The 24,030-nt window shown below is 67.7% G+C and carries 21 protein-coding genes; 8 read left to right on the top strand and 13 right to left on the bottom strand.

The window, feature by feature from the left end:
* Window positions 1–102: 102 nt before the first annotated feature.
* The 3 genes from ACIGKQ_RS20195 (at window position 103) to ACIGKQ_RS20185 (ending at window position 3,605) form a co-directional block, all read left to right on the top strand.
* Entirely contained in the window at window positions 103–1,698 is a 1,596-nt protein-coding gene (locus tag ACIGKQ_RS20195) for an HNH endonuclease signature motif containing protein (RefSeq protein WP_266060127.1), read from the top strand.
* Window positions 1,699–1,880: 182 nt separating this feature from the next.
* A complete protein-coding gene (locus ACIGKQ_RS20190) occupies window positions 1,881–3,110 on the top strand; it encodes a DUF6745 domain-containing protein (RefSeq protein WP_396574761.1) in 1,230 nt (409 codons plus the stop codon).
* 45 nt (window positions 3,111–3,155) lie between these two features.
* Window positions 3,156–3,605 (top strand): hypothetical protein, encoded by a 450-nt coding sequence (locus ACIGKQ_RS20185; protein WP_396574760.1) that lies wholly within the window; start codon window positions 3,156–3,158, stop codon window positions 3,603–3,605.
* A gap of 116 nt (window positions 3,606–3,721) precedes the next feature.
* Here ACIGKQ_RS20185 and ACIGKQ_RS20180 read toward each other — a convergent pair whose 3' ends face one another.
* Together ACIGKQ_RS20180 and ACIGKQ_RS20175 are read right to left on the bottom strand one after the other, a co-directional pair.
* Entirely contained in the window at window positions 3,722–5,971 is a 2,250-nt protein-coding gene (locus ACIGKQ_RS20180; protein WP_396574759.1) for an acyltransferase family protein, read from the bottom strand.
* Window positions 5,956–7,842, bottom strand: a complete 1,887-nt coding sequence (locus ACIGKQ_RS20175) for a glycosyltransferase family 2 protein (RefSeq protein WP_396574758.1) — start codon at window positions 7,840–7,842, stop codon at window positions 5,956–5,958. The genes ACIGKQ_RS20180 and ACIGKQ_RS20175 overlap by 16 nt, the downstream gene beginning before the upstream one ends.
* A gap of 111 nt (window positions 7,843–7,953) precedes the next feature.
* Here ACIGKQ_RS20175 and ACIGKQ_RS20170 point away from each other — a divergent pair, with 111 nt between their 5' ends.
* From ACIGKQ_RS20170 to ACIGKQ_RS20160, 3 genes are all read left to right on the top strand, one after another.
* On the top strand, window positions 7,954–9,156 hold the full coding sequence (locus ACIGKQ_RS20170; protein WP_396574757.1) for a lipase family protein: 1,203 nt from the start codon (window positions 7,954–7,956) through the stop codon (window positions 9,154–9,156).
* 143 nt (window positions 9,157–9,299) lie between these two features.
* The gene (locus tag ACIGKQ_RS20165; protein WP_396574756.1) at window positions 9,300–10,130 is read left to right on the top strand and encodes an SGNH/GDSL hydrolase family protein; all 831 of its coding nucleotides are present in this window, start codon (window positions 9,300–9,302) and stop codon (window positions 10,128–10,130) included.
* 22 nt (window positions 10,131–10,152) lie between these two features.
* Window positions 10,153–10,434, top strand: coding sequence for a hypothetical protein (locus tag ACIGKQ_RS20160; protein ID WP_396574755.1), 282 nt, complete (start codon window positions 10,153–10,155; stop codon window positions 10,432–10,434).
* A gap of 87 nt (window positions 10,435–10,521) precedes the next feature.
* Here the strand turns inward: ACIGKQ_RS20160 and ACIGKQ_RS20155 are convergent, their stop codons facing one another.
* Window positions 10,522–11,025: a hypothetical protein gene (locus tag ACIGKQ_RS20155; protein WP_396574754.1), complete on the bottom strand. Its 504-nt coding sequence runs from the start codon at window positions 11,023–11,025 to the stop codon at window positions 10,522–10,524.
* Window positions 11,026–11,204: 179 nt separating this feature from the next.
* On the opposite strand from ACIGKQ_RS20155, the gene ACIGKQ_RS20150 reads away from it, so the two are divergent.
* Together ACIGKQ_RS20150 and ACIGKQ_RS20145 are read left to right on the top strand one after the other, a co-directional pair.
* Window positions 11,205–12,074: a 1,4-dihydroxy-2-naphthoate polyprenyltransferase gene (locus tag ACIGKQ_RS20150; protein WP_396574753.1), complete on the top strand. Its 870-nt coding sequence runs from the start codon at window positions 11,205–11,207 to the stop codon at window positions 12,072–12,074.
* Between the two features lie 46 nt (window positions 12,075–12,120).
* Window positions 12,121–12,735, top strand: coding sequence for a YdcF family protein (locus ACIGKQ_RS20145; RefSeq protein ID WP_235724065.1), 615 nt, complete (start codon window positions 12,121–12,123; stop codon window positions 12,733–12,735).
* Window positions 12,736–12,938: 203 nt separating this feature from the next.
* Here the strand turns inward: ACIGKQ_RS20145 and ACIGKQ_RS20140 are convergent, their stop codons facing one another.
* The 10 genes from ACIGKQ_RS20140 to ACIGKQ_RS20095 all read right to left on the bottom strand — a co-directional run bounded on the left by ACIGKQ_RS20140 (window position 12,939) and on the right by ACIGKQ_RS20095 (window position 24,008).
* Window positions 12,939–16,631 carry a DUF3376 domain-containing protein gene (locus ACIGKQ_RS20140; protein ID WP_396574752.1) on the bottom strand — a complete coding sequence of 1,231 codons (3,693 nt, stop codon included), beginning with the start codon at window positions 16,629–16,631 and terminating at the stop codon, window positions 12,939–12,941.
* Between the two features lie 153 nt (window positions 16,632–16,784).
* Complete coding sequence (locus tag ACIGKQ_RS20135) at window positions 16,785–17,120, bottom strand: response regulator transcription factor (RefSeq protein ID WP_266060112.1); 336 nt, start codon at window positions 17,118–17,120, stop codon at window positions 16,785–16,787.
* Between the two features lie 97 nt (window positions 17,121–17,217).
* Window positions 17,218–18,273 (bottom strand): hypothetical protein, encoded by a 1,056-nt coding sequence (locus tag ACIGKQ_RS20130; protein WP_266060111.1) that lies wholly within the window; start codon window positions 18,271–18,273, stop codon window positions 17,218–17,220.
* Window positions 18,270–19,475, bottom strand: a complete 1,206-nt coding sequence (locus tag ACIGKQ_RS20125; protein ID WP_396574751.1) for an ATP-binding protein — start codon at window positions 19,473–19,475, stop codon at window positions 18,270–18,272. Before ACIGKQ_RS20125 ends, ACIGKQ_RS20130 begins: the two co-directional genes overlap by 4 nt.
* Complete coding sequence (locus ACIGKQ_RS20120; RefSeq protein ID WP_235724070.1) at window positions 19,442–20,101, bottom strand: response regulator transcription factor; 660 nt, start codon at window positions 20,099–20,101, stop codon at window positions 19,442–19,444. The genes ACIGKQ_RS20125 and ACIGKQ_RS20120 overlap by 34 nt, the downstream gene beginning before the upstream one ends.
* A gap of 149 nt (window positions 20,102–20,250) precedes the next feature.
* Window positions 20,251–20,568 carry a hypothetical protein gene (locus tag ACIGKQ_RS20115; RefSeq protein ID WP_235724161.1) on the bottom strand — a complete coding sequence of 106 codons (318 nt, stop codon included), beginning with the start codon at window positions 20,566–20,568 and terminating at the stop codon, window positions 20,251–20,253.
* Window positions 20,569–20,685: 117 nt separating this feature from the next.
* Window positions 20,686–21,549, bottom strand: a complete 864-nt coding sequence (locus ACIGKQ_RS20110) for a Clp protease N-terminal domain-containing protein (RefSeq protein WP_396574750.1) — start codon at window positions 21,547–21,549, stop codon at window positions 20,686–20,688.
* On the bottom strand, window positions 21,542–21,826 hold the full coding sequence (locus ACIGKQ_RS20105; protein WP_235724072.1) for a helix-turn-helix domain-containing protein: 285 nt from the start codon (window positions 21,824–21,826) through the stop codon (window positions 21,542–21,544). Before ACIGKQ_RS20105 ends, ACIGKQ_RS20110 begins: the two co-directional genes overlap by 8 nt.
* A 200-nt stretch (window positions 21,827–22,026) precedes the next feature.
* Window positions 22,027–23,700 (bottom strand): alpha/beta hydrolase, encoded by a 1,674-nt coding sequence (locus ACIGKQ_RS20100; RefSeq protein WP_396574749.1) that lies wholly within the window; start codon window positions 23,698–23,700, stop codon window positions 22,027–22,029.
* Window positions 23,700–24,008, bottom strand: a complete 309-nt coding sequence (locus ACIGKQ_RS20095; protein ID WP_235724074.1) for a hypothetical protein — start codon at window positions 24,006–24,008, stop codon at window positions 23,700–23,702. Before ACIGKQ_RS20095 ends, ACIGKQ_RS20100 begins: the two co-directional genes overlap by 1 nt.
* Between the last annotated feature and the right edge of the window lie 22 nt (window positions 24,009–24,030).

Here is a 24,030-nt window from a genome sequence, read left to right as displayed (position 1 = left end):
CCACCAAGAAGACCGCACCGTCACCGAAGTCCTGACACACCAAGTGTCACCAATGTCCAGATGCAGAAACGTCACCGATGTCCCGATACATCACAATTCGCAGTGTCGGGCACAGATCAGCTCAGTGAGGTGCAGCAGCTGTATGCGCAGTTGCATGACCTGTTGGATCGTATCGATGCCGTCGATACCACCCCCGCCATGGATGACGCGGTGTTGGATGTGGCCGAACAACACGAACGTGCCCATCGTCGGATGAGTCTGATCGGGCATCGCCGGATGATGGACTGCAACGACCGCGGCGTGCCCGGCCAACTCGGCTACCGCCACATCGGCGAGATGATGGCCCACCATCTGCGTATCCCCGATCACCGCCGCCGCATGCGACACATGCGGGCCCTAACCGAATTCCGTTCCCTACAAGGTGAACTCACCCCACCACGCTATGCGGGACTGGCCGCGGTGGTCGCCGACGGCGCGGCCACCCCCGCCCACGTCGATGCCGTGTTGAAAGTGGTGAAGAAGATTCCCCGCTCGGTGCCACTCGACGTCGCCGAGAAGGCCGAGGCGATGTTGGCCGAGTTCGCCCGCACCCTCACACCGAAACAGATCCTGAAGGCCGGCGCCGAACTGTTGAGCCGCATCGACCCCGACGGCACCCTGGCCGATGAACGCGACCGCGCCCGGCGTCGTTCGGTACTCATCGGTGATCAAGACGACCAATCGATGAGCGAGTTCGACGGTGCCCTCACACCCACCACCCGCGCCATGCTCGACGTGATCCTGGCGAAAATGGCCGCCCCCGGGATGAACAATCCCGACGACAAGGACTCCCCACGCGGCGCGACTCTCGACGCCGACATCGAGAAACTGAAAGAGGCAGCCGGGCGCGACAATCGATCGACCGGCCAACGCAACCACGACGCCCTCGAAGCCCTGTTCAAGCTGGTCCTCGACGGCGGTGTGCTCGGCAAGAGCCACCGCGGTCTGCCGCCACACATCATCGTCAAGGTCAACGAAACCGACCTGCGGGATCGTGCCGGGTTCGGGCACACCGCGACCGGCACCCAGCTCCCCATCGCCGACATCATCGAGATGGCCGCCCGCGCCCAATTCCACCTCGCCGTGTTCAAAGATCACACCGCCCAACCGCTGTATCTGGGCACCGCCAAACGCTTCGCCAACCAGGCGCAACGGTTGATGCACTTCGCCCAAGACGGCGGCAGCGGATGCTCCAAACCAGGCTGCTCCAATCCGAGCGCGATCGTCGAAATCCATCACGCAGACAAAGACTGGGCCGACGGCGGAACCACCGACATCGACACCACCGCACCAGCCTGCCCACCACACAACCGGATGGTCGGCCCCAACCCCGGACAATGGACCACCCGCATCATCCGCCACGGCCGCGACGCCGGCCGAGCCGGATGGACACTGAACCCACTCGACGGCAGCCCACCAGGACCACCCCAGGTCAACCGGATCCACGAGGTCGGCGAACTGTTCGAACACTACCTCCGCAGCGGCACGATCAGCGAGGACCCACAACCCGCCGAAACCAAACCACCGGCTGCGGACGCGGCGGTTCGGCGCAAGCCGATCTCCCCGGCACGACTCGCCGCACGTACTCGACGACGAAAGCGCAAGCTGCGTCAAACAAGTCACCAGGCCCGACGACGATTGCTGGCCCGGGTGCGGTAGGTCGCGTGGTCCTCGCGCGCCCGCCGATCACCCGCGCGTGAAACTGCACGCGCGGGTGATCGCTGGGCGCGCGAAAACTTTGGCCGATCGTCAGGTTGGGCAACCGGGTATTGCGCGAGAGACGATCCCGTGCCACTCTTGATTGCTATGACTACCGGAAAGGCGGACACCGCCACCATCGCGTGAGCGCCGTGATCACCCCGCCGACTCGTCACCGAGTCATTCAGCGTCACTCATCCACAGATCTGGCAGCAGAGATCACCGAGGCACGTGCGACGTGGCTCGAACACGGTCTGTGCACCCTGCCGGCCGACCGAGACACCGCCGAATCCGCTGTCGCACAACTGTATCGATGGTGCGGCTACCCGGAACCTGAGTTCGTCTGGACCACTTCACCACCGGCCGCGGTGGAGCTCATAACGGCCGAGGGACTGACAGCCTCCGTGTCGCTGTCACGCGACAGCGCCTCGCGCCGTATCGCCGACCGGATCAGCCGAGCTCGCGAGCGTGTGACCGGGGAGCGACCTGGGCAGCGGGTTCCGGTCCTCGACCTTCGGGCGGCACGGGAGCTCCGGGTGGCGCCGTACGCGGCTGCCGAGATGACCATCCAAGAATCGCTCGACATCGGGATCGATCCGCGGGCGATCATTCACACAGCCGTGCAGAACTCGTTGCGCACCAGCCTGTTCGGCGGTATCGCGGCGACGATCCGGACCAAGATGAGGCCACTGAACGGTGTGGTCGCCTGGTATGGGCAACAGGAGGCACACCGGGTCGCGATCTGCGACGCACTGTGGCGATGCGGCGTTGCCCGAGCGTCCGCGTCCGACCATGCCACAGTTGAGATCCAGGCGACTCTCGCCACATCCACTGGCTGGTGGTGGCCGTTCGACGACGTGTGCGTTCTCGCCGAACGACCGATCGCGATCCACACCGAACCAACGCCGGCCGGCCTCCATGACGAGCGGCGCCTGCATCACCCGGACCGCCGCGCAGTGGAATTCGTCGACGGTACGGGCGTATACGTCGTGCACGGGACCGTCGTTCCGGACTGGGTCATCGACGATCCCTCACCGGAAAGGATTGCACGGGAACGCAATGTCGAGGTCCGCCGAACGGCGATCGAGCGGATCGGTTGGGACACCTACATTGATGCTGCCGGCCTGAGATTGGTGGATCAGTCCCCCGATCCCGGCAACCCCGGAGGTGCTCTGCAGCTCTACTCGACGCCGCCCGAATGGCGCACGAACGAGAAGATCCTGCTCGCCGTCAACGGATCTCGCGAACGCGACGGTCGCCGTCGCCGCTATGGTCTGCAGATCCCCGGCTGGATCTCTACCGCGGTCGACGCGGCCGGATGGACCTACGGCCTCCGCGGGGCCGACTACGCGGGCCTCCTCCGACGTACCTGATCCGAGCTCCCGATTCCCACCCACAACAACCTCCACGGTGATCACATGAACATGACCCTGTCCGACCTCACCCACCGCAGCGGCCTGAGCGTCTTCGACTATCTCGACCAATCGACCTCGATCCCGGTGATCGACGGCATGCAGGCGCAAGGCGACCTGCTGGTGATCCCCTATCACCTCGTCGCCGGCGACGTACGATCGGTGAACCACACCCAGCGGGTGGACGTACCACTGTCCGGGGTGGAACTCCTGCGCAGCGCCGCGGGCGGTAATCCGCACACGCTGGTGGCCGACGGGGGCAGGTGCAGGTGGTCGTCGCCGGTCCGCGACGAAGCCCTACTCGCCCTGGGCATCCTGGAGAACGACGTCGTCGCCTACCTCATCCACCCCGAACATGGCGCCACCGGAATCGCACCGGGCCGCTATGTGATTCGTCGCCAACGCGAACGCGGCACCGGTGGTCTGTTCGGTCAGGTGCACTTCATCGCCGATTGACGCACGGGCGGATCGTCGGCCGTCGTCACCAGAGTCCTCGCGCGTGCGTTGATCACTCGCGCGTGAAACTGCGCGCGCGGTTGATCGCTGGGCGCGCGTGAAACTCCACCGGCTGTTCAGCGGCCGCCGTAGTCGAACCTCGCGGCGTCGAGCTGGCGTACCAGCGCCGGCTCGAGCACCTCGGCGGCGGTCGCGGTCAGGTGCGAGTCGTCACGGTAGAAGAGGATCTTGTTGCGTGCCGGGAAGCACAGGTTACCGTCGCACAGCAGGTCATTGACGCCGATGGTGAGGATATCGGTGCTCTGCCCGCGCGCCTGCTCGTCGAGGATCGGTTCGATGCGAGTGAAGCCGTCGAGCTCGAAATCGCACTTGTGCCAGTTGTCCATCGCCCCGGACATGCAGTCGGCGATCTGGAAACCCGGGTACGGGGTGTCGGCGATGTAGACGATCTTCGCGCCGGTCGCGCGCAGGGCCGTCAGCGTGTCGTTCCAGGCCTGCTCCACGTCGTCGCGGTCGGGCACGTAGGTCGACAACGATGACACGAAGATGATGCGGGGCGCCACCGCCTGGATGTCGGCGAGCGCTCCGTCGCGCCATCGGAGGCACTCCGGCTGGTTGTAGGGGTCGCCGACTCCGCGACGCGGCGCCAGATTCTGTGCAGGACAGGCCGCTTTGGTGAACTGATGAATCCGCCAGCCATGGCTGGCGCCGATGCTGCGGATCGCTTCGGACCACTGGTCGGCGTGACTGTCGCCGAACACCACGACCGGGGTGCCATGGTCGGGACCGAAAGTGCAGTCGTGGCCGGCGGTGCTCTCGCCGACCGGGATCAGACAGTCGTGCGGCTCGGGTCGGTCGTCGTAGGCCTGGAATGGGTTGGGCACCACTGGCCCCGCCATCTCACCACGCTCGTTCCCGAACACCGACTGGTAGCTGAGCGCGGCATTGGCGACGGTGTCGCGGCTGGCGATCTGCACGGTGAGGATGCCGGCGATCATCGTGACGGTGAGCCCGACGACAACCCCGGTGACGCCGACCGAGATCGATGCCGAGGCGTTGCGTCGCAGCTCGCGGTTGTTGATGATCGGTTCTTCGAAGAACAGTGTCGACAGGGTCGCGATACCCAGCGCGACCAGCGAGACCAGCAGCAGAACTGGCCACGACGATGCGCCGGTGACGGTTTCGAAGAGAACGATCGCCGGCCAGTGCCACAGGTACCAGGCGTAGGAGACTCGGCCGAGGAATGTCAGGGGTGGGGTGGCGAGGAGGCGGGCGACGGTGAGGGTTGGGCGGTGGGACTGGTCTCGATACGCCTCCTCGCCTAGCGGCTCGGAAGCTACTCGACCAGCGGAAGGGCGCAGCGGCTCGGCAGCTACTCGACCAGAGGAAGGGCGCAGCGGCGCGGAAGGTGCTCGGCCGAAGGCTGGGAACAGCTGGCCGGAGACGATGACCAGGGCAGCACCCATGGTGGGCAACAGGGCGGCCGTGCCGGGATAGGGGGTGTGGGCGTCGATCATCGTCGCGGCCACGATGATGCCGGCGAAGCCGAGCCATCCCACCAGGATCGCGACGGCCGCAGTGATTCGGGGCGACTTCCACCGCAACGCGAACAACGGTGCCACCACCGCGATCAGCCCGCCCACACCGAACTGCCACGCGCGGGTGTAGGTGGCCATGTAGGCGGTGGCTGGATCGGTCGGGGTGATCCGGATGGCGGCGATCAGCGAGGCGAGCGTCACCGCGCCCACCACCACTCCCACGGCGACCCGCATCGACACGTGGCGGCGCAGGGCGGTACGTGAGGCGATGGCGGCGGCGCCGAACACCGCCAGTGGCCACACGAAGTACAGCTGCTCCTCGATCGACAACGACCAGAAATGAGTTGCCAGACTGCCGTCGATGGCGCCGGCCAGGTAGTCGGCGTTCTGCGAGAGGAAATGCCAATTGGCAACTTGCGCTGCGGCAGCGAGCAGATCGATGGCCTGTTTGAAGACCTTCAGCAGCGGCATGGTCAGCGCGGCACCGATGGTCGACACCACGATCACCAACGCCGCCGCCGGAATGATCCGCCGCGCCCGCCGCGCGTAGAAACCCTTGAACGACAACGACCCGGTGCGTTCGTATTCGCGGATCAGCAGCCGCGTGATGAGGAACCCGGAGATGACGAAGAAGATGTCGACGCCGACGAATCCGCCGGTCACGAACGGGACATGCGCGTGGAACAGCACCACCAGCAGTACGGCGATGCCACGCAGGCCGGCGATGTCGTCGAAGAATGTCTTCGCGGCCGGGGACCGGGTGTCGCTCACCGAGCGGATCGGTTGAGTGGGCGCCTCGTCGTCGACTGTCGTCACGCGCCCGCCCATGGAAGCATGATGTCGAACCAGCCCAACGCCAGCGCACCGATGAACACGATCGCGCTGGTGTAGCCGATCACCTCCCACGCGGTGATGCGGTTCCAGTTGGTGGAGCGGGGGCGGTGGTCGGTGCGGGTCGGGAGCGGTTGGACCGCTGTTCGTGAGCCGTCGGCAGGCTCCGAAACAGGCGCCTCCGCCAACGGGGCACCCCGTTGCTCGGAGGCCGGCGTCAGGCGGGGAAAGAGGACTCGGAGGAACTCGAGGAGCAGGGGGCCGGCCAGGTAGGTGTAGGCGAGAACGAAGCCGAACATCATCCAGAAGTCGACGAGCCCATAGACCACGATGTCGCGCAGGATGAACCCCCAGAACGCGAGCAGCGAACCGCCGAGCGAGACAGTTCCCAGCCAGGAGATCGACCGCGCCAGCGCGTTACTCTTGCCGATCGCCCCGGTCGGCACCCAGTCGATCTCGCGGCCGATCAGTTTGTGCCAGATGGCGATGGTGTGGGCAAAGCTGTAGGCGATCTGTACGCGCAGCACCTCCAGCCGCCACCGCGAGCGCGACACCAGCGGGAACAGCACCACATACACCCGCAGACCCAGCAGGAACGGGACGAGCTGTTCGGGTCGCACATCGTCGGGATACACCGCGGCCATGACGATGCCGGGCAGGAACAACAAAAAGACGTTCATCGCGGTGGTGAGGTAGTAGAAGATGCCCGCCCAGTGGGCGAACCACTGCCGTATCCGCATCCGTCGCGGCGCCTCGATGTGGTCGTTGCGCAGCCGCGACAGCGACCCCTGACACCAGCGGTACTGCTGGTTGAGGAAGCCGGCCAGATCCGACGGACACAGCCCGCGCGACAGCACCACCGGCACGTATCGGATCTGGTAACCCGCCTGCTGCAGATGCCGCCCGGTGTGCAGATCCTCGGAGTGTTCGATGGCGGCGAACCCGCCGACCTCGTCGAGCGCGCTGCGGCGGTAGACCGCCGACGTCCCGACGCAGTTGGCCGCGTCGATCCGATCGCGCGACGGCAACACCCAGCGGTAGAAGAACTCCTGGGTCGCCCCGGCGGTGCGCTGAATCCAATTCATCGCCTCGGTGGTGGCGAAGGCCTGCGGACTCTGCGCGATGGCCACCTGCGGGTCGTCGAGGTAGGGCACCAGGTGCTGCAGAAAGTCGGGCCGCGGGCAGAAGTCGGCGTCGAAGATGACGATCAGCTCGCCGGCGCTGACCGAGTACGCGTGCCGCAGGTTGCCGGCCTTGCGCAGATGCCCACGGTCGGGTCGGACGATGTAGCGGAAGCCGTGGTCGGCGGCAAGCGCACGCACCTCGTCGCGGTCGGCGTCGTCGAGCACGTAGACGGTCAACGGGCTCGCCCATTGCAACGCCCGGACGTGCCGGTAGGTGGTGCGCAGGATGTCGAGGCTCTCACCGCACGTCGGCAGGAACACGTCGACCGACGGATGCCAGCCGTCGTGGGTCTGCCATTCGGTGATCGTGCGCTGATGCGATTGCCACGTCACCCGGCGCCGGTATGTACCGGTCAATGTCGACAATGTGGTTCCGATCACATTTGCGGCCAGAACAATCAATACCGGCCACAAATAGGGGCGACCGGTGGCGAAAAGAATCATCGACCACCCGACCAGCACGAAAGCCGCGATCAGGAACAACTGGATCCAGCGCATCTGCGGGCCCAGATAGTCGTAGACCTCGTCGTCGTCGGGCGGCGCCACCGCCTGCGGATCATATTCCGGCGCAGGCGCTTCGGACTTGCGGCGACTCAACGGCCGTTGAGCGACGGAGATCGGCTCGGTATCGGCGTCGGCGATTGCGTCGATCGCCGAGTCGCGCCCCCCGATCGTCAACTCCACCCGATCAGAATCGGTGACCCCGCCCGTCTACGCAAACCGCGGAAATACCTTCGGGCGTGCATTGCCGGTGGTCGAGGTTGCCCATCGCGGCGGAGCGGCTACCTTTCTCGTGTGCAAAAGCGGTGGAAGTCAGCGGTGATGGCCTGCATGGTGGCCGCATTGCCGATGACCGCTGCCTGCGCGTCCACCGACACCACCGAGGTACCGGCGAGCACGTCGTCGGGGGTCGCGATCAGCGCCGATGCCCGCACCGGACGCGGTGAGGTGATGCGCACCGACCCCGGCCTGGACACGTGGGCCGCCGCCCTGCCCGACGGCACCGACATCACCCGGATCGTCTACCGCTCGACGTCGGGCGTGGACGGCGCAGCGACCGCGGTCAGCGGCGCCGTTTTCATACCTTCGGATGAACGGCGACCGGACGACGGGTGGCCACTGATCGCCTACGCGCACGGCACCACCGGTATCAGCCGCGACTGCGCGCCGTCGGATCGCCCGGACATGTTCGGCGACCTCGGTGCCGTCGACGACTTCCTGCGTCGCGGTTATGCCGTGGTGACCACCGACTATCAGGGGCTCGGTATCCGCACCGGTGAGAGCGCCGCACACCCGTATCTGGAACCACACACGGCCGCCTACAACGTGATCGACGCGGTCCGCGCGGCGCGTTCCGTGGAGCCGTCGATCGGGTCGCAGTGGTTCGCGGTGGGACGATCCCAGGGCGGCTCGGCGGCGTGGGCGACGGCCGAACAGTACGCGGACTACGGCGACGACACCGGCGAACTGCTCGGGGTGGTCGCGGTGGCACCGTTGCTGGATGCGACCTACCTGGTGCGCAACGCTCAGGACGAGACGCTGACGGTGGCGCAACGCTACCTCTATCCCCTGCTGGTCCAGGGAGTGGCGCAGGGGGCCGAGCAGGTGACGCCGGCAGACCATCTCGGAGCGGGTGTCACACCGGCACTGTCGTGCTCGTCGACGGGCACCGCCCTGGCCACCCAACCCGCCCCACCGGATGCCGAGGCCTTCACCGCCGTCACGTCGGCGGCCGCCGACGAGTTGATGGATACGGTGCAGTCCTACGCGCTGCCACGCGAGCACACCGAGGTGCCGATCGTCGCGTTCTACGGCAGCCGCGACGACATCATCCCACCCGATGTAATGCAACTCACACTTACGCGTGCCTGCGACGTCGACCACCGGGTGCTGCGCGTACGCCGTGAAGGACAGGGACATTCGCTGGATCCAGGCTCGATGATGGCGAAATGGATGAGCGACCGCCTCGCCGGGCACGTCGTGCCGAGCGACTGCTGAGCTCACCGGCGCCGACTCACCGAGAACATCGGGCCGATTGCCCGCTACAGTGACACGGTCGGGGGCGGCGCTGAAGCAAACCGGCGCTGCAGACCGGCGAATTGTGGGTTTGTGGTCGATTCCGGAGTCTGGAGTGTGCGGGGATGCCGAAAGTTGTGAAGCGGATCTGGGATTCGGCGCCCCTGTGGGCGTGGATCGTCATGGGCGTGTGCGTCATCATCCTGGTCGTCGGACTGATCGTGTCGTCGAATCGCACCGCGCCGACGTCGCCGGCCGCGCAGTCGCTGCCCACCACGAGCACCGCCATGCAGACCCCGGCCACCGTGGCGTTCGTCGACGATGCGCGAGCCAACCCGGAGACCCCGAAAACGCTCGTGCTGCTGGGTGACTCGACGGGCGCCGACAAGAACGGTTGGGCTCCGGCACTCGGCGAGTCCATCAGCCAGACACTCGAACGCCCGGTGGCCACCAAGTACTGGAACACCGCCACCAACAGCTACGGCGAGATGGTGGGTCTCGGCGACGGCCCGAACGGCCCGGTCGGTTACTGGAATGCCAGCGCATCCGGCAGGGACGCCGACTACACGCTCGAGAATCTGGACACCATGATCGCCCCGGACGTGACGCCAGACCTGATCATGCTCAACTTCGGACACACTCAAGACACCACGCAGCCGCTGGCGCCCCAGCTGCAGCCGCTGATCGACGAACTGCGCACGCAATACCCCGACGCCGACCTGGTGGCCATCAAACAGAGTCCCGCCCAGGGCGCGAACGCCGACGCGCAACTCGAGGGTTTCGCCGCCGCGATGGACGCCGAGGGCATCCAGGTGATCGACGTGAACTCAGCGTTCCCCACCGACAACACTCAGTTGTCGGCCCTGCTGCGCGACGGTGTGAACCCGAACGCCGACGGCCAGCAGTTGTGGACCAAGACGGTGCTGGCGGCGTACGGGCTGCCCGAAGCGCAGTAGCCCGCTCCGGGGTCTCGGGCCGATGAGCGCGTCCGCGTCGTTCCACGCGCTGGTCATCCTGAACCTGCTGTTCGTGACCGGCGCGTGGTGTCTGGCGCGGCCATCGGTGCAGGCGGCGATCGCCCTGGTCGTGGTGTCGGGCATGTGGGTGGTGGGCAACGGCCCCATCGAAGGGCGCGTGCTGTGGAGCTACAGCCGCGCCCATGGCGTCACCGAATCGGACCTGCTGTCGGTGATCGGCGTGATCATCGCGGCGATCACGCTCTGGCGGGCGCGTTCCGAGGGACGACACCGCCGACGTTGAGCACACTGCCACCAACACACAGATCGGCCCCGACGATCGCGGTCGGTGCGATGCGTCGGAGCCGATCCGGACGGTGAGAGTCGCCTTCTACGCGGCCCGCGCCGGGAGAATGGACTCGATGGCTCCCCAGATGAGCTGGGCCAGCGGTGTGGCCACCACCGCCGGCAGGCCCTGCGCCTGCAGGAACGCCGAGATCAACGGCACGGTGACGATCGCCCAGTTGAAGTTGTCGAGGAAGTCGTCAAGCAGCGGAGCGAGGTCGGCCGAACCCGACGAGGAGCCGCTCGACGATCCCGCCGAACCGGTCCCGGTGTCGGCGGACTCGTCCGTCGTAGCACTGTTGTCTGCGGCGCTGTCGCTCTCGGTCTCGGTCTCCTCGGCGACCGGCGACGACTGCAGCGCCGCGAGCACCGAATCCTTGATGGCCTGCTTCTCGGCGGCGGTCGGTGCCAGTCCGATGAACGTCGGTGTGGAGCCGGCCGTCACCGACGCGGTCGGTGCCGCGTACGCGGGCGCCGTAGCCAGCCCGGCCGCACCCGCTGTTCCCACCAACGTGAGTACGGCGATACCTGACACAACTGTCTTTCTCATTCAATCTCCCCGAAGATTGCGTGAACACGAGACGTACGTGAACATGCTTGTGCTGGAATGCCTTTGCTATCCCACACCGGAACCTATCAGCTATCGAACCGAGTTGCGGTCCGAGGTGGTCGGTCTCACAAGGGTGGCGCCGGCGGTCGCGTGCGCGCCCTCATGGAAAGATCCACAGCATGGCTACCCCGAAGGAGTGGATCCAGGGCGCTCGACCCCGCACCCTGCCCAACGCGATCGCACCGGTGATCGTGGGCGTCGGAGCGGTCGGCGACCTCGGCGAGGTGGCGTGGTGGAAGGCGGCGCTCGCGCTGATCGTCGCGGTGGCGTTCATCGTCGGCGTGAACTTCGCCAACGACTACTCAGACGGGGTACGTGGCACCGACGATGACCGGGTCGGCCCGATGCGCCTGGTCGGCTCGCGGGCGGCCTCGGCCGGCGCGGTCAGACGAGCCGCATTCGCCTGCTTCGCCGTCGGCGCACTGTGCGGGCTCGTGCTGGCGGTCACCACGGCGTGGTGGCTGGTGGTGATCGGCGCGATCTGCATCGCCGGCGCCTGGTTCTACACCGGCGGCCGCAAACCTTATGGCTATATCGGCCTCGGTGAGGTCGCCGTGTTCGTGTTCTTCGGGCTCGTCGCCGTCCTCGGCACCCAGTTCGTGGTGAGCGGCTCGATCGACTGGGTCGGCCTGCTGTGTGCGATCGCGGTGGGTTCGATCTCGTCGGCGGTGCTGGTGGTCAACAATCTGCGTGACATCCCCAGCGACACCGAGTCGGGCAAGGTCACTCTCGCGGTTCGGCTCGGCGACAAGCGGACTCGCGTGCTGTTCGCGGTCCTGCTGGCGGTACCGCCGGTGGTGAGCCTGGCGTTGATCGGGGCCACCCCGTGGGCGCTGCTCGGCTTGCTCGCCGCGCCCCTGATCTGGGCGGCGTATCTGCCGGTGCGTCGCGGCGCCACCGGTCCGCGGCTCATCCCGTCGCTGGGTATCACCGGGCAGGCGATGCTGGCGTGGGCAGTGCTGACGGCTGTGGGATTGGTCATCGGTTAGTCATCTCGGTTCGGCGTGTCGACCGAGGCGCCAATATCCTTGGCCCATGCGCGCTACCACTGTCCTGGTGCGCGGACCGAATCGGCGCAGACGGCGCCGGCAGGCGTTGTTGGCCGCGGCCGTGTGCATGGTGCTCGTCGCCACGCTGGTCGTCGGGATGCTGGGGTATCAGCTGTTCACCCGCGACCACTCCGACCCGCTGCGTCCGGCCGATGCCATCGTCGTGCTCGGCGGCGAGCACGACGGTCGCGAGGACTATGGGCTCGAGTTGGCGGCGCAGGGCTACGCCGACACCGTGCTGATCTCCGATCCGTACCGGCCGTACAAACCGTCCGAACGCGAACTGATGGACCGGGTCTGCGATGCGAGCACCGACACGATCGAGGTGATCTGCTTTGCGCCGCAACCGTCCACCACGCGCGGCGAGGCAATGTTCACCCAGCAGATGGCCACCGCCCGCGGATGGCGATCGGTGATCGTGGTGAGCTGGCGCTACCACCTGGTACGGGCACGCTACATCTTCGGCCAGTGCTCCGACCGCCAGGTCATCATGCGCGGTGTACCGCGCAGCTACGCGCGGTCACCGGAGAGCTGGGCGTACACGTACGCGTATCAGTATGGCGGGTTGATGAAGGCCACGCTGCTGGGCTGCAACGCATAGCTCGTTTCCGGCCGCGCCGAGTGGCCCCATACTCAGAGGTTTGTTAGCATGGTGAACGTTCTTGTCGGGGCTTATCCGCAATTCACTCGGGTGTGGATTCCCCCCCTTTCACAACCGGGTGAGCCGGATGACGAGAACACCGAGCACCGCGTGCGCCGGCTTGAACTCCCTGCCGCACGCGGTGCTCATCTCGTTGGCTGCGGTCATGTGCGCCAGTCCTCGATCATCTCCGCCAACAGCCGTCGGCGTTCGCGGACGAGATCGAGTCCCGACGCCGACAGCAGCCGGGCGTGGATGGGTTTGGTCAGCTGATGCAGCACCCCCATGCCGATCAGCCAGACCGCGACCGGCGCCAGGTCCGTCAGCGGGTTGGCCAGCCCATCAATAGCGGCGACGATGACCAGTCCGAGCAGCGCGAGCGTGGCGACGATTACGGCCTCACCGGTCATCCAGTACCAGGGCGTCCAGCCCCACACGCTGATCAGCGCGAGGACCGTCGCCGACACCACCACCGTCACGATCGTCGCCAGCATCAGCCGGTCGGCATGACCGTTTTGCGCCACACCCCACTGCAGGATCGCCTCTGCCCAGGCCGGTAGCGCGTCTATGACGTCGGCGGGTTCGGCGCAGCCCTCGCTCGCGGTATTTTCCGTGCACGGATACCAGGCGAGCAACGTCGCCCCCATCGCGGCGATCACGTAGAGGACGCCGGTGGCCACGATCGCCGCGATCCGTCCCGCGGACGGGCGGGCCGGCCGTCCGGCGGTCACCGACCGGCGATACAACCACCAGGCCAACAGACCACACGCAGCCACCACCATCACCATCAGTTCCGAGCCGACGGCCAGCCACCACGGCGGCCGCAGGAACATCCAGGCCCCGCCGGCCACGAACACCAGACCCACCACCATGTTCGCCCAGTAGCGTCGGGCCGCGCGTCGTCGGGAGTCGGCGATCACCTGCGGCCACACACCGAAACGCTTCTCGCGGATTCCCGAGTCGAGGCGCTGGGGCCGAGCGGCGTCGAAATGCTGTGCGACGACCCGCCATCGGCGCCGCACACCACGCCCGAGCACCATCGACAACCCACCGATCACGATGATCACCGCCAGAAAAACCCGCTGCCCCGCCATGCCGGTCACCGCCGCACCCAACAGTGCCGCCGCGGTGCAGGTGACGGCCAGGGCACCGATGAGGCGCAGCGGGTCGGCGAACAGACAGGCGATCACCACCAACGGGCGCACCAGGATCAACGCCACCAGGCGCAGCGCCCGACTCACCAATCCACCCGACCGCGACGACGGCTGCAGGCCGCGGACCACCAGCGGCAGGATCCGCGACACCAGCGCGAACCGGTACAGCGCGGGTAGATCCGGCAACGTCTCCCCGCCCACCGTGGCCAGTCGACGCTTTAACGACTCGGCCGCAGGATCGGTTCCGGTGCGGCATGTTTCGTCGCCTTCGGCCAGGATGAGCCGCCGCGGATCGTCTTTCGGCTGTGGCGCGGGCACGCCCAGGTCGCCGAGCAGCTTCACGATGCCGGTGGCGGCATCCAACCGACCCCAGTACCAATCGTTCTCGCGCCACCGTTTCGACAGGAAACCACCGAAGCGGTCCAGCTCGGTTCCGGCGAGTTTCATGTCGGCGCGCGACAGTGTCCTGGTCTGCGTCACCAGGTCGTCGATGATCGTCGCATTGATCTCTGCCGGATCGACCTTCTTGCGCACCCACTGCTGAACCTGCTTGCGCGCAGCGGCCTTCCGCAGCGGCGTGAGGTCGATCCCGTGCACCTCGGTTCCCGCTGTGTCACCAGTGATCGTGGAGAACGTCACCCCCGACGCCGTCGTCGTCGGAATCCCGGCGGGCAGGCACAGGCGCACGAGGTGAAACGCGCTGGGATCGGCGATGTCGGCGAGTACCCCGTAGATACCGAGCCCGGCTCGGTCAGGCAGGCTGCTCGTCGCGGCGCGGATACATCGCAGTTCTGAGTCGAGGACCGTGCGGATCGTCGGCAACAGTGTTGTCCCGCCGTCGGTTCGGCGCGCACCCATCTGCGCCAGCAGTCCGTAGAACTCGCCGTCACTTGCCGTTTCGCCGGACGGGGCCGTGGTGATCGCCGCCGCGAGCTCGTCGTCGATCCGCCAACCACCCTGACTTTCCAGGGCAGCCTCGAGCCGACATGCCAAGAGCACCGTGGCGTCGTCGCGCAGCAGTATGCTGCGGTAGGTGGTCTCGTGCCGCACATACAGCAGCATGGCCAGGCACCGATAGAGAATGTTCTTGCTGCGCACCAGGTCTGCCGATGCTTGCTGACCGAGAGCCTGAATCCAGGCGATCAGCAGGACCGCGGTGTCGGCAAGGCCGTCGACGTCACCGGAGATGAAGGTGTCGCGGGCGACGCTGCCGGTGTCGCTGCGGAATCCGTCGTAGACCTCGGTGACCGCCGCCGGTACCGCGTCCGGATCCGGCAGCTCGTCGGGGAGGTCGGCGCCGCCGAACGGCGGCACGCAGAAGTGTTCTCGAGGATTGCGCAGCAGTTCGGCGATGGCCGGGATGTCCCGGCCGATCCGAGCGTCGAGGTAGGCGGGGAGCCAGGAGTCGGGGTCGGTCGGGACCGCCGGATCGAGCACCTCGGCCAGCGACGTCAGCCGATGCGCCACCGACGCGCAGCGCTCGTTGTACTGCTGTACCGCCATGATCTCGTCGTCGGCGGTCTCGGTGCGGGTGCGCAACGCCATCGATGCCCGGATGACCTGTACCCAGTCGACGCCGACCGGATCGAAGCGGACGTCGTCGGGCAACATGGTCGGATATGTCGCCGCCGGGGGCTGCGGGTCCAGATAGATCAGGTGCCGACGTGATTCCTCGGTGGCGGTGGCGCGCTGAATGGCTCGCAACGCCCGGTCGATCGGGATGTTGTCGAACACCCCGCCGTCGACGACGTCGAAGCGGTCGCGGTCGCGCCCGAGTCGTCGGCGCACATCGTCGGCGAGCGTGGCCGACCGGGCGTACGGGAACACCGGCGCCATGTTCCACACGTGATCGCCGGGCATGCCGTCGTGGTTGTGGGGGTCCTCGGTGATCGAATGCACCGACGCCGGTTCGAACGCGCCGGGGAACGACGACGTGGCGCGCGCGGCCAACGCCATCCGGCCGAGAACGGGTGCACGCCGCTCGTCCGACAGTAGGCCGTCGGAGAGGCCCGGGATGGTGGAGAAGCGGGTCGTCAGGCCCCCAGGTCGCCGCATGAAGGTGAACCCGGCCTGATTGCTGAGGTTCGGTTCCTGCGGATCAGGCAACACGGTGGCCGCGAGCTCCACGGTCAATCGGTCCACCGCGGTCTGCGCCGTGCCATCGGCGACGCCGGCAGTGGCGATCTCGGCAAGGGTGTCGGCAGCGATGGTGAGGAACTGGTCGTCGCCACGCAGGATCGACGGCACCCGACCCACTCCCGGACGTCGCAACAGATCCCACAGTCCGCCGCGGTCCTTCCACATGCGCAGCACGATGTCGTCGGTGGCCACGCCGTAGGACTGGGCCAGGGCGAACAGGATCGCGTTCAGGCCGCCCGCGCTCGCGCCGGCGAGGATGTCGAACTCGACATGGTCGTGGCCGGCCGCGTGGACCATCTGTCGGTAGATCTGGGCGCGGTGAGCGCGAGCGATCCGGCGTGGGCAGGCGGCTCGGGCGTCGGCCGGGCAGGCGTCGTCTGGACACACCGGATCGGTGTCGGGTTCGAGCAGGGCGCGCCGCAGCACATCGAGTTCAGCGACCGCACCCCCGATCCACACCGCCATGCTCACCCCGCCGCGCATGGCGAGTGCGATGCGCAGCGTCGGGCGCCGCGCGGGGTCACCGTCGGCGAGCGCGTCGGTGTCGGCACGAGACATCGTCATCGGGCCCTCGTTCGGGGGTTCGGGATCGGTGTCTCATGGTGACAAGAACGACGCCCGCAATCGCCCACCGCCCGGATCTCGGCGCGGTTCTGTTATCGAAATGTGCGAATCGTGACACCGCGGTTCGTTCGGCCGGATGACACCGGCCCCGGATCAGCCGGCGAGGCGACCTGGCCGCACGGCGGCGTCACAGCGTGTGACCGTCGGCGCGTTGGCCCGACCGACGCTTGCCGCGATCTCGTTGATCGAGGTGTAGCCGTCCTCGATCGCGCGCACGAGCAATGCGATCTTGGTGGTGGCCGGACGCCCGGCGGCGCGGTACTTGCCGCGGATACGGACCAGATGGGTACGCACGGTGGCGTCGGTGATGAACAGTTCCCGGGCGATCTCACGCATGGGCCGGTCGGCGACCCACCGGACCAGCACATCGACCTCACGGTCGCTCAGCACCGGGGATGAACGGTGTTCCCGGACAATTGCGTTCGTCATCATTACATTCCTCACACGCGCAGAGCTCCTGCAGATCAAACTAGGCGCCCGTCACATACAGGAACAGACACATGTTTTCGTGCCCCCAGGCCAGGGGTCAGCTGAACGAACGAATGCCGCCGGTCTTGTCGATCTCGGAGCGCACACTGCTGCCGTCGCGTCGACGATGCAGCACCGAAGCCGCGATGGAACCGTGCGGGGGCGCCACCCGCACGAACACCTGCCCTTCTCGCGCCTCGGCGAGCACCGTGCCGGCCAGATCGCTGACCGCTGAGGCGACCCGCGAGTCGATCGGATCGGAATCCTGGCCGTCGACGCGTGCGTCCGAATCGTCGATGAACACCACTTCCACCCCTTTCGCGCGGGCCTCGTAGGCCGGCTCGTCGAGGTCGAGCGCCGACATCAGCGGAGCCCGCAGCCGGTCCCGCAGGTGCGCCTCGAGCAACGCGCACTCGATGCGCTCGTCGGCGGTCAGTACCGCACCGGAAGCGATGCGTTCGAGCATCGGCCGCGCCAGATTGTCGAGCACGGCGACCTGAGCGGACCGTTCCTCGTCGGCGGCAGCGTCGGCCGACAGCCGTGCCACCTGCGTGATGGTCTGGGCGCGCAGGGCGAACACCGCACGCGCGGTCGGCCGCAGGGTGCGGGAGAACAGCGTGCCCATGACGAGCGGCGCGAAATTGACCGCGACCATCGTCAACGCACCCACCGGCGACCGTCCGAGACTCTCGGCCCAGACCGCGTAGACGGCAGAGGCCGCGATGAGACCGATCCACGGCGCGAGCAACCGCCCCCGGACACACATGAAGCAGTAGACCGCGGTGATCCCGCTGTGCGCCCACATCACCATCAGCGAGGACGTCCACCCGGCGTCGAGGCCCGAAGAACCCCACAGCGCGAGCGCACAGGCGGTGGGCCCGGCCGCGGCCAGCGCGATGGTCGTCGGCAGCGGCAGCGGATCGCCGGGGACCTGCAGGATCGCAATGACCGCCGCGGTCAGGATGACACCTGCCAGGACCGGCGACCACTCCCCCGGCTGCCGGACGACGATGTAGCCGATGGTGGACCAGGTGGACAACAGGAACGCGCCGGCCACCAGCCACGCGCCGGGTTGTCGCATGCCGATGAGGTCGCGCACGTCGTGGGTGATCATGCCGACCACTCCACGACGACCCGGGTGCCGCCGCCGGGGCGTGACATGACGGCGGCGTCACCACCCTCGATCCGCCGGATCCGGCCGCGGATGCTGACCGCGATCCCGAGCCGGGAGGCCGGGATGTGTGTCGGGTCGAAGCCCCGCCCGTCGTCGCGGATCTCTGCGCGCAGCGACGACGCTGATGCCGTCACTGTCACCGTCGTGGTCGCGCCCGCACCGGCATGCCGACGACTGTTGCGCACGGCCTCGGCGGTGGCCGACGCGATCGCCGACACCGCCTCGCCGGGGTAGCTTGGCAGCGCATCGTCGGCGTCTACGGCCACGGTCAGCGTGGGATCCACCAGCCCCACCGCCGCCCGCACCTGGCTGATCGCGTCATTTCCGCCCACAGCGTCTGCGCTGTCGCCGACCGCGGCACGCTCCACGGCGGCCAGTGCCGCCCGCGCGTCCTGGGCGAGTTCGGGCGATCCGCCGCGACGCGACGCCGTCAGCAGCGTTGACATCACATTGTCGTGGGTCAGCGCATCGAACCGGCTGCGCTCGGTCGACCGCGCATCCGCGGCAGCTGCGGCCGCGGTGGCGCGGTATGCCTCCGACCGCGTGCGGTCGAGAATGCCCGCTGTGCGGATGGCCATCACCGCAGCGGACACGAAGATCAGCGAATAGGAACATCCCCAGGCGATGTCGACGAACAACGGTCCGTTCAGATCGGCCGGCCGCAGGACGTGACTGACGACGATGACCGCCGAGTTGACGACGACCAGGTAGCCGAAGGCGATCATCGGTCGGAACGCGAGGGCGGCGGCGATCGCCGCGAGCCCCGGGAACTGCGACATCCAGATCCCACCGACCACGTTGAGTTCGGCTCCCGACCACGCGAACCACCACAGGGCCAGCGACAGCGCGTACCCGCACGCCGCCACCGCGGCGACGAGTCGGATGCCACGGACATCGGCCCAGCGGCCCGCCGGCCCCAATGCCAACCCCGTGCCGAAGGTGAGGATCACCGCGAGCACGGTCCACCAGGGTTGCATCACCGCGGTCGAGTCGATCACCAACGACGAGGTCATCAACGCGTAGGCGAGGTAGCCGACGGCGACGAAGCCCGACATCAGCCGCAGGATGCGGCGGCCGGCCTGCTCGTCGCGTTCGTCGCGCGCGTCGGTCACCGACGGAAGCGCCGGGGTATCGGCAGCCATCCGTCCTCGATCGCGCGCTTGTAGAGATCTGTCTTGGTGGGCGCGGGCCGGCCGGCGGTGTTGTAGCGCCCGCGGATGCGGTTGACGTAGTCGGTGACGGTCTCGGTGGAGATGTTCAATTCTCTGGCCACCCGCGCCGACGATTCCCCGGCCGCGTACAACTCGAGAACTCGACGCAATTGCGGCGACAGATCCACGAATCCGGGATCGGAATCGATGGCCGCCGCCCAATCGATACTGGGGACGGTGTCACCGGACAACGCGCGCCGCATGGCATCGAGCAATTCCGCTTCGCGGGCATTCTTGCGGACCACGCCCATCACTCCGGCGCTCGCGGCCTGGCGCACCATGAACATCTCGTCACCCGAGGTGTAGACGAGGACGGGGATACCCGCCGCACGCAACGCCTCGATGTTGGCGATCGGCGACGTCCCGTCGCCGAGACGAAGGTCCAGCAGCACCAGGTCGAGCTCGGTGGCCATGGCGAGCAACGTATTCACGGTTCCCGCGCCGGCAACGAGCTCCATATCCGACTGTTCGTCGAGGGTGGCCCGCAAACCGCGGACAATCTGCTCATGGTCGTCCACGACTCCGATTCGCCATACCCTGGGCGGCGGTTCGGTCATGTCCACCATCATCGCTTATGGCTCCGACACAAGCGCAGAGAAGTCACCGTTTTGTTTCATTCCTTCGCACGACATGCGCATTCGACGACCGTTTTCACAAATTACGGGGAATGCGATTTGTTTGCATTCGAAAACAAAATCGTGACCACTCACGATGCGGGCCGGCGTCCGGGGTCGGCCGGCCGCAACGCCCAGCCCGGTACCCAGTGGGTCACCTTCTCCTGGCGGTCCCGCGCGGTGATGGTGTAGGTGACCTTGCCGTACCACTCACCCCACTCCGAGCGTGCCCAGGCGGTGAGCACGCCGAGGTGGACCGACCGGATCTGCAGACCGTCGGGGAAGTACTCACCGGTGTGGTGTGGCGTCTGTGGATACAGCGCGTTGAGGTCGATGAGCACCGCCTTGTGACCGACGGGGAAGAACACCGGCCGTCGTGGCTGGCCGCTGTCGCCGCCGATCCACTGCATACCCACACTCGAACATTAGTTCGAGTGTGGGTATGGGCTCAACCGCGCAGCGTAGTGAGGCCAACGCGCCGTTGGGCGACACGTTGGCCTCACTCGCAGGGCGCGGTGGCGCTCCGGTCAGATCTCCACCTCGACGTCAGGCAGACTCGCCCAGACGGCCACCTTCAGGCCTTCGGGTGTGGTGGCCGACTCGATCACCGCGCGCGACGCGTCGTCGGCGGTGTCGATGATCGCCAGCAGCAGGTACTCCGGGCGCAGCCGACGATCGCCACGCTCGCGGGCGATCTCCAGCGCGCGCGCCAGCGCCGAGCGCGTGGGACCGGCAAAGCGCGGACGGCTGCCCCGGCCCCGGGGCCCGCGCCGTCCACGACCGGGCTCCCACGGTCCGTCGTCGGCGAAGGGGCCGCCGGCGCCGAATGGGCCGCGGGGGCCACCGGGGCCAAAGCCGCCCGGACCCCAGCCCTCGGGTCCGCGCATCTCGGGACCCCAGTCGTCGGGACGTCCGCCGTCGGGGCCGCACCCGCGGTGAGGTCCGTGGCCATGCCGGTGACCGGGCCCACGTCCACGCCCGCGACCGCGCCGACCGCCGGGGCCACGATCGGGGCGTCGAGCCCAGCCGTCGGACAGATCCTCGCCGAACCGGCCTCGGACCGCCTCGCGAACCTTGTCGAGGTCGATGCCGATGCTGCGCAGGGCCTCTCGATCTTCGTCGTAGCGCTGTTGCGTCGATTCCTCCTCGGAGTCCGACGCTGTCGCCTCGGACTCGTCGTCGTGCTCGGCGTGATACCTCCGCGCCGCGTCACGTGCCGTCGGCAGGGTTAGCCCCTGCTCGGCGAGCAGCGTGAACAGCGGGCTGCGGGCATTGCAGAGCATGCCCAGGATGAGGTGGTCGTTACCGAGGTGCCGATGACCGAGGTCGCCGGCTTCTTGCATGGCGAAGGCCATGAGCATTCTGTCGTCGCGTGTGAATCGCTCAAACATTGTTCGTGTCTCCTTTCGGCCCACTGTCGCGGACCTCGCGGTGTGCATGTTTCTGATGCACGGCCTGGCGGCTGATCTGCAGAACCTCTGCGATCGACTGCCAGCTCCAGCCGTGGGCGCGGGCGTTGGCCACCTGTACGTCCTCAAGTCGGTCGGCCAGTGTGCGCAACGCGCGGACGGCGGCCAGCCCCCGTGCCGGGTCGTCGCTCGCGGCAGCACCGGCGAGTCCGGAGGTGTCGCGATCGGCCGTATCGGCCGGGTTCTGTTCGTCGTGCATGGTGTCAGGTTAAGTTGACAAACCTCGGTTGTCAAGAATTATTGACACGGGCTGCTCGCGCAGGTCCGATCGACTCGCGCAGGTCGGTTCGGCTCGCGCGACTCGTCGACGGGCCGCGTCCTCCCGGTCGGCCCGCGGTCGCCGACCCGACCCGCGTGAGACCTGTCGAACGACGACGGATACGAGTGGCGGCCGCCGCTTCACCAGGGCAGGCGCAGCCCGATATCGGGTTGTCGCTCGATGTAGCCGGTGGGACGCTCCCCGACGACGACCCGCACGATGTTGCGGAAGGCGTCGGAGTCCGGGTCACGCCAGTAGTCGCCGTGTCCGTCGACACCCGCGACCGGTGAGCGCGAGCCGTCGGCGCCGGGTGCGTGAAAGCCGGTGTCCATCCGGAACACCCCGGGCGCGGAGTCCGGGTCGTCGCCGTGCGGATTTCCCGACAGTGCCTGCACCCACTGGATCGGATCGCCCGGCGCGGTCAGCGAGTAGCGCTCGACGGCGGGGTTCGCGTTGCGCCACGGGCCGTCGAACACGCCGGTGCCCGCCGACGACGCATACACCACCCGGTCGGCGCGCAGCCCGAGCTGCTCGGCCGAACCGACCACCGATCCGCCGTAGGAATGCCCGATCACGGTCACCGCCGCCCCGGGCGCGCGTTCGGCGATCTCGGCGTCGAGCTCCGCGGCGAACCCGACGAGGCCGGGCGCCATCTCACGCGCGAACCGCGGATCGGCCGCCGAGCCGTCGAGGGATTCCGCCACCGCGGCGGCGGCACCCAGCGCGTGCCCCAGTGGACCGGCCAGCGAACCCGCCAGCGCGCCCGCACCGAGCGCATCGTCGAGACCCTCGTAGCCCATCGTCTGCGGCAGATCACCGTCGAGATAGACGAATACGGGACCACCGGTGGCGTGCGCGAGTTCTGTTGCCGCGGCGACGCTCTGATCGATGGTATCGAGACCCGAGCCGGTGCCGGGCACCAGCACCGCCGCATTGCGGGTGTCCGCACGCACCTCCCCGACCATCTCGATGACGTGGCCCCGGGCGTTGTCGAAGGCGATGAACCGGCGTCGACGGCCGTCGGCGAGCAGTCGGAGCAGATCCTCGAGTCGGCGTGCCCGCACGCCGTCGGCCCGACCCGCGAGCCGTTCGGTCTCCAGCGCGGCACGGATGGCGAGATCGTTCGCGGCAGAGCGTAACTCGAAATCGATGCCATCGAGGTTGCCGACCACACCCGGATCGGCTGCGGCGATCCGGAGCCGATCCTCCTCGGCCAGCCGGGACAGGAACTCGCGGCGCGTCGACGGCGTCATCCGAGTCAGCGCGGTCACCACGCGGTCGGCGTCGGCAGTGCTGCCGTCGGGCAGCGTGACCTCGGCGGCACCGCCCGCCGGGATCGCCGCGCCCAGAATGGCCGCCACCAGTTCGTCGATCCGCGCGCCACAGTGCTCGTCGACGGCATCAATGACGTTCATTCCATTGCGGATTCGCACTTCGGCCGTTCTCGAGCGCTCGTCGGGTCCGTCCCGACCGGTGACGTGGCCGTCATCGGTCACGGCATAGCCGTCGGCGATCACGCCGTCGACCTCACCGAGCACCACCGCGCGCGCCCGGGCGAGATCGGCGCCGGCTCGGGCGGCCTCCTCGGCGATCTCGACCAACATGCGACGTATCTGTCGGGCCCGCACGTCGGTGTCGTCGACGAATCGCTCTGCGGCGACGGCGGTCACACCCGACCAGGTGGTTGCATCGACTGCTCGAACGATCCTGCGCGTCGCGGCGTCGACGAGGTCGGACGCAGCCTGGGCTGCGGCGCCGGCTGCGGAAATCGCCGCGGGTCGCCACTGACGGAGCTCTGGGATCGTCGGCCGCATCAACGCTCGATCCGCAGACGGCTGGCCGACGTATCGTCAGTGTCGGTCACCGCGGCCGCCAACCCGGCGAGCACGACGCTCATCTCCTGGAGTCGCCCGCAAAGCGACTCGGCCGTGCTCCGGAGGGCATCGTCGGCGTCGAGCAGCGCCCGCATGGTCCGCCCCTGCGCAACGGGTGGCACCGCATCATCCTGTCGGGCAATCAGTTCGAGCGTCGAGATACGCCTCGCCTCGGCCCGCCAGGTGCCGACCCCCGCGGCGATCTCGGCGGGCATCACGCGGAGTACATCGGGGGACGGAAGTGGCATCGGGGGCTCCTTACCAAGCCGG

Origin of the sequence: Gordonia sp. NPDC062954 (genome assembly GCF_044543825.1) — a bacterium.
In the GTDB taxonomy this organism is placed as follows: Bacteria; Actinomycetota; Actinomycetes; order Mycobacteriales; family Mycobacteriaceae; genus Gordonia; species Gordonia tangerina.
Note: the sequence above shows the minus strand (reverse complement) of the source record. Positions and strands in the feature narration are given on the sequence as shown.

Bases quoted from the DNA above. Each gene is read 5' to 3' on its own strand.
- ACIGKQ_RS20185 (WP_396574760.1), top strand. From the start codon at position 3,156: ATGAACATGACCCTGTCCGACCTCACCCACCGCAGCGGCCTGAGCGTC.
- ACIGKQ_RS20180 (WP_396574759.1), bottom strand. From the start codon at position 5,971: ATGGGCGGGCGCGTGACGACAGTCGACGACGAGGCGCCCACTCAACCG.
- ACIGKQ_RS20165 (WP_396574756.1), top strand. From the start codon at position 9,300: ATGCCGAAAGTTGTGAAGCGGATCTGGGATTCGGCGCCCCTGTGGGCG.
- ACIGKQ_RS20160 (WP_396574755.1), top strand. From the start codon at position 10,153: ATGAGCGCGTCCGCGTCGTTCCACGCGCTGGTCATCCTGAACCTGCTG.
- ACIGKQ_RS20155 (WP_396574754.1), bottom strand. From the start codon at position 11,025: ATGAGAAAGACAGTTGTGTCAGGTATCGCCGTACTCACGTTGGTGGGA.
- ACIGKQ_RS20150 (WP_396574753.1), top strand. From the start codon at position 11,205: ATGGCTACCCCGAAGGAGTGGATCCAGGGCGCTCGACCCCGCACCCTG.
- ACIGKQ_RS20145 (WP_235724065.1), top strand. From the start codon at position 12,121: ATGCGCGCTACCACTGTCCTGGTGCGCGGACCGAATCGGCGCAGACGG.
- ACIGKQ_RS20140 (WP_396574752.1), bottom strand. From the start codon at position 16,631: ATGACGATGTCTCGTGCCGACACCGACGCGCTCGCCGACGGTGACCCC.
- ACIGKQ_RS20135 (WP_266060112.1), bottom strand. From the start codon at position 17,120: ATGACGAACGCAATTGTCCGGGAACACCGTTCATCCCCGGTGCTGAGC.
- ACIGKQ_RS20130 (WP_266060111.1), bottom strand. From the start codon at position 18,273: ATGATCACCCACGACGTGCGCGACCTCATCGGCATGCGACAACCCGGC.
- ACIGKQ_RS20125 (WP_396574751.1), bottom strand. From the start codon at position 19,475: ATGGCTGCCGATACCCCGGCGCTTCCGTCGGTGACCGACGCGCGCGAC.
- ACIGKQ_RS20120 (WP_235724070.1), bottom strand. From the start codon at position 20,101: ATGACCGAACCGCCGCCCAGGGTATGGCGAATCGGAGTCGTGGACGAC.
- ACIGKQ_RS20115 (WP_235724161.1), bottom strand. From the start codon at position 20,568: ATGCAGTGGATCGGCGGCGACAGCGGCCAGCCACGACGGCCGGTGTTC.
- ACIGKQ_RS20110 (WP_396574750.1), bottom strand. From the start codon at position 21,549: ATGTTTGAGCGATTCACACGCGACGACAGAATGCTCATGGCCTTCGCC.
- ACIGKQ_RS20105 (WP_235724072.1), bottom strand. From the start codon at position 21,826: ATGCACGACGAACAGAACCCGGCCGATACGGCCGATCGCGACACCTCC.
- ACIGKQ_RS20100 (WP_396574749.1), bottom strand. From the start codon at position 23,700: ATGCGGCCGACGATCCCAGAGCTCCGTCAGTGGCGACCCGCGGCGATT.
- ACIGKQ_RS20095 (WP_235724074.1), bottom strand. From the start codon at position 24,008: ATGCCACTTCCGTCCCCCGATGTACTCCGCGTGATGCCCGCCGAGATC.